The organism is Paenarthrobacter sp. CM16 (assembly GCF_013179505.1).
GTDB lineage: Bacteria > Actinomycetota > Actinomycetes > Actinomycetales > Micrococcaceae > Arthrobacter.
The window spans coordinates 1-6965 of record NZ_JABMCX010000244.1; the positions used below are offsets into that span (position 1 = coordinate 1).

Sequence of the window (6965 nt, forward strand, 5' to 3'; positions counted from 1 at the left end):
GGCGAAAATTTCGCAGAGCTCGTCAAAGTGGGTGTACAGGAAGTTTTCCTGGTGGTGCGCAAGGCACCAGCCGGCCATGATCGACCCGCCGCGGGAGACGATTCCGGTCACCCGGTTGGCCGTCAGCGGCACATAGCGCAGCAACACGCCGGCGTGGATGGTCATATAGTCCACGCCTTGCTCGCATTGCTCCATCACGGTGTCCCGGAAGATCTCCCATGTCAGCTTGTTGGCTTCGCCGTTGACCTTTTCCAGGGCCTGGTAGATGGGGACGGTCCCGATCGGGACAGGGGAGTTGCGGATCAGCCACTCCCGCGTGGTGTGGATGTCATCACCCGTGGAAAGGTCCATGACGGTATCGGCACCCCATTGTGTGGCCCACTGCAGCTTGTCCACTTCTTCTGCGATGGAGCTGGTAACTGCCGAGTTACCGATGTTGGCATTGATCTTCACCAGGAAGGCTTTGCCGATGATCATCGGTTCTGACTCGGGGTGGTTGATGTTGTTGGGAATGATGGCCCGCCCCGCGGCAACTTCGCTTCTGACCAGCTCAACATCACAGTTTTCCCGCAGTGCGACGAACTGCATCTCAGGAGTCACTATGCCCTGCCTGGCATAGTGCATCTGCGTGACGGTGCTACCTTCGACGGCGCGTCGAGGCACTGGTTTCGCGCCCTTCCATTCCGCTGATGCTTCCCCACGCCTAACCGCGGACCTTCCGTCGTCGAGCAAGTTTCGTTGCCGCCCGGAGTAGGCCTCGGTGTCTGCGCGGTCCTCGATCCAGGCAGCGCGGAATGGTTCCAATCCCATGATGGGGTCACTGCCGGGACCTGCCGTGCGGTACACCTGGAACGGGTGGTTGGCTTTGCCGTTCGGGGAAGGTTCCAGCGCGATCTCCGTGAAGGGAACCCGGATTCCGTTCTCCTTATCCTCGCGGTAGGCCAAGGAATGGGACTTCATGGCCTTGGTCACGGATCCAACCGCATTTTGGGCAGGGCTGTGCTGTGTTTTGGTGGTGCTCAAAGGATTACTCACTTCCTTCGCCGGCATTACCCGGACAGGTTCAACGGTCGCAGACTGCTTCAGTCCGATCTCAGCCCCTGCAAGGGCACCCGTGTGGTCGTAGACGAAGCTACCACAGCTGCCAACAGGCACCCAGTCACATGCATGCACCAACCTTCAAGGCACTGCGGCAGACTAGGCTTTTTCCATGGCCACCATCGAATTTTCCGGACCCGTGCTCGTCTCGAGCAGCGAGGAACGCCACGGGATGTGGTCCGTGGACGGCATCCTGACCTTTGTCCGTCCCGCGAAGGCGCCGGACCGTGTACTGGATGGCTGGGTCCTCCCGGGTTTTGTTGACGCCCACTGCCACATTGGTCTGGGAGTGGGCGGCGCCGTTGGCGAGCAGGCCACCTTTGCCCAGGCCCGGGCCGACCTCGACGCCGGTACGCTGTTGATCCGCGACGCCGGGTCTCCCAGCGACACCAGATGGGTCCAGCAGCGTACAGACTTGCCCCGGCTGATCCGGGCGGGCCGGCACATTGCCCGGAGCCGGCGGTATATCCGTGGGTTGGGCCACGAAATCGAACCCGGCGATCTCGTCGAGACGGTTCGGAAGGAAGCCCGGGACGGTGACGGGTGGGTGAAGTTGGTGGGGGACTGGATTGACCGGGGCCACGGCGATCTCGCCGCCTCGTTCCCGGCCGAAATCGTGAAGGACGCCATCTCCGCCGCCCGCGATGAGGGCGCCAGGGTAACCGCGCACTGCTTTGCCGAGGACACCATCGACCACATGCTAGATGCCGATATCGATTGCATTGAACATGCAACGGGCCTGCTGCCGCGGCACATTCCCCGCTTGGTGGAGCAGTCCGTGCCGATCGTTCCCACGCTGGTCAATATCGCCACCTTCCCCGATATTGCCGCCCAGGCTGCTCCGAAGTTTCCCGACTACGCGGACCATATGATGCGTCTGTGGGAGCGGCGGCGCGAGCGTGTGCTGGAGGCCTTTGAGGCGGGCGTGTCCATCTACACGGGCACGGATGCCGGCAGTGTGATCAGGCACGGCAGGATCGCCGATGAGATGAAAGAACTGCACGACGCCGGCCTGCCGCCGGCGGCGGTCCTGGACGCCGCAACCTGGGGCGCCCGTGAGTGGCTGGGAGCCGAAGGGATCAGCGAAGGGGCGAGCGCCGACGTCGTGCTGTGTTCCGAGGATCCGCGGCTCCGGCTGGAGAGTGTTTCCCGCCTCCAACACATTGTTCTTCGTGGTTCACTGGTTCGTTAGGAATAAATTGAAGCTTCAAGTAATTTAGTCTGTAGAAGGTGTCGATAGGCGGCACCGCGGAAACAGGAGCTTCGCATGACCACACCATTGAGCCAGGATCTTCTGCCGGCTGAACTCACCATGGGCACGGTAATGCTCAAGGTTGGCGACATGAAGGTCATGAGTGACTATTATCAGCGGGCCCTTGGCCTGGAAATCGTGGCCGAGCAGGACGGCGGTTTGTATCTTGGGCGCGTCGGGAAGCCCGTGGTGCATCTCGCTCCGGCGTCCGGCCTCCGGATTCCAGGGCGCGGGGAGGCGGGTCTGTTCCATACGGCCATCCTGTTCGAAGACCAGCCGTCCCTGGCCGCGACGATCGCTACCGCCGCCGAATACGAGCCCCGCGCCTTTGCGGGCAGCGCCGACCACCTGGTCAGCGAAGCGTTCTACTTCACAGACCCCGAGGGCAATGGCATTGAGCTCTACTATGACAAGCCGCGGGAGCTGTGGCAGTGGGACGGCAAGACCGTGGTGATGGACAATGTGGCCCTGCCGCCGCAGCGATTCCTCCAACAGCACCTCAACGAAGCTGCGGTGACCGGACAGCTCAAGGCCGCGGCGGGAATCGGCCACGTCCATTTGCAGGTAGGTGACGTCGCAACTGCCCAGCGCTTCTATGTGGAAACCCTTGGTTTTGAGCGGACCGCGGGCTGGCATGGTCAGGCGCTGTTCGTTTCCGCCGGCGGCTATCACCACCATATGGCCATGAATGTCTGGAACAGCCGTGGTGCCGGCCCCCGGAAGGACACTCTGGGTCTGGGGGAAGTGCTCATAGAGGTTCCTGGCGCAGACGACATCGCTTCCCTTGCGGATCGACTCAAAACCGCCGGGGTACAGAACCATCACACCGGTGCCGAGCTTCGCTTCGAAGATCCTTGGCGGAACAAGCTGCGGGTAGCGATCCGCTAAGCTGCGGCGCGCGTGCTGCACTAGGCTGGGCAGTGACGGCACGGAACCATTCGGGTTGTGTGCCGCCGCCCCGTCAGCACGAAGGAATGAGAGTACTTTCCATGGGCTTTGCCGAAATTTTTGTTACCACCCACGATGAAGCACTCAAGAGGGCGGCTGCCCTGGACAAGGGCGCCGACGTCGCCGGCCCCGCCGTCAGGATTGACGGCATCACTGACTTCGAAGTGGAGCAGTTGGGCGACCTCGCGGGCCAGGCAGTCCACGCAGCGGGGGCTGATTATGAACTTGCCCTGGTTGATGTCACCAGTGACGCGCTCCTCGGAGTCCCCGAGGCCATGGTGCGTGCGCTGGCCGAACTGCTGACCTATGAGAGCGAAGGTGACGCCAACGTCCTCGACGACGTTGCTGCTGCCTGGGCTGCCCAGGACGACATGCCCTTTGATGCCGCCCAATCCCGCCAGTACGTTCAGCAGTTGGCTGCCCTGGCAACCGACGTCGAGAAGGTTGAACGTTCCGGCCTCTACGTCTGGTCCGAATAGCACCCGGGCCCGCGCTCGGGCCCCAGTTTCCACCCCTCGGGTGAGCAACAACACACGGACCCACGTGGCGTAAGTCGTATTTGCTCCGGGCATCTGGCACAATAGACAGGTACTCGATCGGTGCGGCCCCTCTCTCCGTGCACGTATCTTGTCCTTCGAACCGTCCAGTATGGCCCGCCCCACGGGTGCAGAACGTCGGGTTCACCTCGTTTCAGAAACAGGAGTGACCACAAAAGTGGCCGTAAAGATTCGCCTTAAGCGCTTCGGTAAGATGCGCGCACCGTACTACCGCATTGTCGTCATGGATGCCCGCGCCAAGCGCGATGGCCGTGCCATTGAAGAAATCGGCAAGTACCACCCCACCGAAGAGCCGTCGTACATCGAGGTCGCTTCCGAGCGCGCCCAGTACTGGCTCTCCGTTGGCGCCCAGCCGACCGAGCAGGTTGCCGCGATCCTCAAGATCACCGGTGACTGGCAGAAGTTCAAGGGCCTCCCGGGCCAGGAAGGCACCCTGAAGACCAAAGCTCCGAAGGAAGCCTTCGTAGCACCGGAGAAGGGTTCCGTCATCATTCCGGAAGCCATCACCAAGAAGGCCAAGAAGGACGAAGCCGAAGCTCCGGCCGAGGCTGAAGCAGAGACCACCGAGGCTGAGTAAGTTGCTGGCAGAAGCGCTCGAGCACTTGGTCCGTGGGATCGTTGACAGCCCTGAGGATGTCAAGGTCAGTGCCAAGAACAACCGCCGCGGGGAATCCCTTGAGGTGCGTGTTCACCAGGAGGACCTCGGACGGGTGATCGGCCGTCAAGGACGCACCGCACGCGCATTGCGCACTGTGGTTGCAGCCTTGGCTGGTGGCGAGCAGGTCAGGGTCGACGTCGTCGACACCGACCGTCGCCGGTAACGCGCTCAGCACTGCTTGTCTTAAGTCCGGCCCCTTCACCGAATATGGTGGAGGGGCCGGATTGCTTTATCCACCATTTCAGAACCGTGGCTGCCCGGCGGGCGCGGGCATAAGAAGAATTCAGAGGAACCCATGCAGCTCCAGGTGGCCCGGATCGGCAAACCCCATGGCATTCGCGGCGAGGTGACCGTCCAGGTACTTACCGACGCACCGGCCGAGCGCTTCGTGCCAGGAACCGAGTTCATCGTGGAGCCCGCCTCGGCAGGCCCGTTGACCATCCGCAGTGCCAGGTGGAACAAGGACATCCTGCTGTTGGGTTTCGACGAGATCGCAGACCGCAACGCGGCCGAAGTCATCCGTGGTGCCAAGCTCTTCATCGAGACCGAAGAGCTTGACGACGAAGACGACGACGAAGGCTGGTACGAGCATGAACTGGTGGGCCTCGAGGCCCGGGTTGGCTCGCAGGTAGTTGGCAAGGTTGCCGCCCTTAACACCATGCCGGTCCAGGACCTGTTGATGGTCAAGACGGATGACGGCAAGGAAATCCTGGTGCCCTTCGTCGAGGAGATTGTCCCCGAGGTCAATGTTGAGGACGGCTACATCCTGATCACTCCGCCGGCCGGTCTCTTTGAGGTCAATGACGACTCCTCCGAGGAGCCCAAGGACGGCGCAGGGGATGAAGCCTGAATGAGGATTGATGTTGTCAGCATCTTCCCGGAGTACCTTGCACCGCTGGAGCTCTCGCTCATAGGCAAAGCCCGCCAGGACGGTCTGCTGGAACTCAACGTCCATGACTTGCGCTCTTTCACTACGGATAAGCACAGGACCGTGGACGATACCCCCTATGGCGGTGGCGCCGGAATGGTCATGAAGCCGGAGCCTTGGGCCCAGGCGCTCGAGTCGGTGGCGGGGGCGCGTGAAGGTGCCAAGCCGGTACTGATTGTTCCGTCGCCGGCGGGGGAGCGGTTCAACCAGGCGCTGGCTTACGAGCTGGCCGAGGAAGAACAACTCGTGTTCGCCTGCGGCCGCTATGAAGGCATTGACGAACGCGTCATCGACTGGGCCCGGGACCACTTCACTGTCCGGCCGGTAAGCCTCGGAGACTACGTCCTCAATGGTGGCGAGGTGGCGGTGCTTGCCATGGTCGAGGCCATTGGACGGCTCCTGCCCGGAGTGGTGGGCAACCCGGAATCCCTCGTTGAGGAGTCCCATTCCGATGGCTTGTTGGAGTACCCCGTATACACCAAGCCTTCGGCGTGGCGCGACCATGACGTCCCTCCCATCTTGTTGAGCGGCAACCATGGAAAGATCGCCCAGTGGCGGCGGCACGAGCAGTTCCGGCGGACGGCCGAGCGCCGGCCCGACCTCTTGGAAGCGTTCGACGCCGGTGCGTTGAGTCGCGCTGACCGCAACGCTCTCTCTGACCTTGGCTTCGACGTCGTCGACGGACGCCTGCGTCCCCGGCCCGGCGGTGAGGCAGCAAATTGAGGTCCGCTGCCGTCGTCGAGCGTTCCAAACGGCCGGACCAGTCCTGGCAGTTGGCCCGATGGCAGCGCATATGGCAGAATTAACCCTTGTGTCTACTGGGCTGACACCTGCCACAGGGGGAGTTCAGCCAACAGTCGGACAACCCGGCGACGCCAATCAGTGGCGGAGCCGGACACTAAGAAACTTCGGCGGAGATTTCCGGTTGCCTTCCGTGCCCCGGGCTTGTCCGCCGTAACCCAACGTGAATGACCTGTGGCGTTCACCAGGAGTGGATTAATGCATATCCTCGATAGCGTAGATGCAGCCTCGCTGCGTAACGATGTTCCCGAGTTCCGCGCGGGTGACACCCTCAAGGTTCACGTCAACATCATCGAAGGCAAGAACTCCCGTGTCCAGGTATTCCAGGGCTTCGTCCTGGGCCGCCAGGGTGACGGCGTTCGCGAAACCTTCACCGTGCGCAAGGTTTCCTTCGGTGTCGGCGTAGAGCGTACCTTCCCGGTACACTCCCCGATCATCGACAAGATCGAGGTCGTCACCAAGGGTGACGTCCGCCGCGCCAAGCTTTACTACATGCGCGCACTGCGCGGTAAGGCTGCGAAGATCAAGGAAAAGCGCGACTTCGCCAAGTAAGTCCTGCGACTTACCAACGGGTCCAGGATTCGTGCCCGGTAGTTCCGGAGCAATCCGCAACGCAACAGGGATACGAGTCATGGACACAACAGAACGCCAGCCCCGGAAACAGGGCTGGCGTTTTGTTTTCCTGGCACTGGTCCTCGCCGTAGCCATCAGCGGACTGGTCCG

The 6965-nt window shown here is 62.1% G+C and carries 9 protein-coding genes, 1 pseudogene and 1 riboswitch; of the genes and pseudogenes, 9 read left to right on the top strand and 1 reads right to left on the bottom strand.

From position 1 onward, the window contains the following. A partial coding sequence (locus HP499_RS18220) for a phosphomethylpyrimidine synthase ThiC (protein WP_172325606.1) occupies positions 1 to 1023 on the bottom strand: 1023 nt, incomplete at its 3' end. After that, a riboswitch (TPP riboswitch) is annotated at positions 1019 to 1126 on the bottom strand. Its footprint overlaps the gene before it by 5 nt. Positions 1127 to 1210: 84 nt before the next feature. Between HP499_RS18220 and HP499_RS18225 the strand changes: the two genes are divergently transcribed. The 9 genes and pseudogenes from HP499_RS18225 to HP499_RS25500 all read left to right on the top strand — a co-directional run. Next, positions 1211 to 2290, top strand: a complete 1080-nt coding sequence (locus tag HP499_RS18225) for an amidohydrolase family protein (RefSeq protein ID WP_172325601.1) — start codon at positions 1211 to 1213, stop codon at positions 2288 to 2290. 75 nt (positions 2291 to 2365) lie between these two features. Next, the gene (locus HP499_RS18230) at positions 2366 to 3238 is read left to right on the top strand and encodes a VOC family protein (RefSeq protein WP_172325602.1); all 873 of its coding nucleotides are present in this window, start codon (positions 2366 to 2368) and stop codon (positions 3236 to 3238) included. Positions 3239 to 3324: 86 nt separating this feature from the next. Then, positions 3325 to 3777 carry a hypothetical protein gene (locus tag HP499_RS18235; protein ID WP_172325603.1) on the top strand — a complete coding sequence of 151 codons (453 nt, stop codon included), beginning with the start codon at positions 3325 to 3327 and terminating at the stop codon, positions 3775 to 3777. 235 nt (positions 3778 to 4012) lie between these two features. Further along, on the top strand, positions 4013 to 4432 hold the full coding sequence (rpsP, locus tag HP499_RS18240; RefSeq protein ID WP_017199647.1) for a 30S ribosomal protein S16: 420 nt from the start codon (positions 4013 to 4015) through the stop codon (positions 4430 to 4432). A 1-nt stretch (position 4433) separates the two neighbouring features. Next, positions 4434 to 4676 carry an RNA-binding protein gene (locus tag HP499_RS18245; protein WP_011775119.1) on the top strand — a complete coding sequence of 81 codons (243 nt, stop codon included), beginning with the start codon at positions 4434 to 4436 and terminating at the stop codon, positions 4674 to 4676. A gap of 132 nt (positions 4677 to 4808) precedes the next feature. Then, positions 4809 to 5363 (top strand): ribosome maturation factor RimM, encoded by a 555-nt coding sequence (rimM, locus tag HP499_RS18250; RefSeq protein ID WP_172325604.1) that lies wholly within the window; start codon positions 4809 to 4811, stop codon positions 5361 to 5363. After that, a complete protein-coding gene (gene trmD, locus HP499_RS18255; protein ID WP_172325605.1) occupies positions 5364 to 6164 on the top strand; it encodes a tRNA (guanosine(37)-N1)-methyltransferase TrmD in 801 nt (266 codons plus the stop codon). Positions 6165 to 6440: 276 nt separating this feature from the next. Next, a complete protein-coding gene (rplS, locus tag HP499_RS18260) occupies positions 6441 to 6794 on the top strand; it encodes a 50S ribosomal protein L19 (RefSeq protein WP_014922079.1) in 354 nt (117 codons plus the stop codon). A gap of 79 nt (positions 6795 to 6873) precedes the next feature. Continuing rightward, positions 6874 to 6965, top strand: a pseudogene (locus tag HP499_RS25500) (signal peptidase I); the annotation flags it as partial.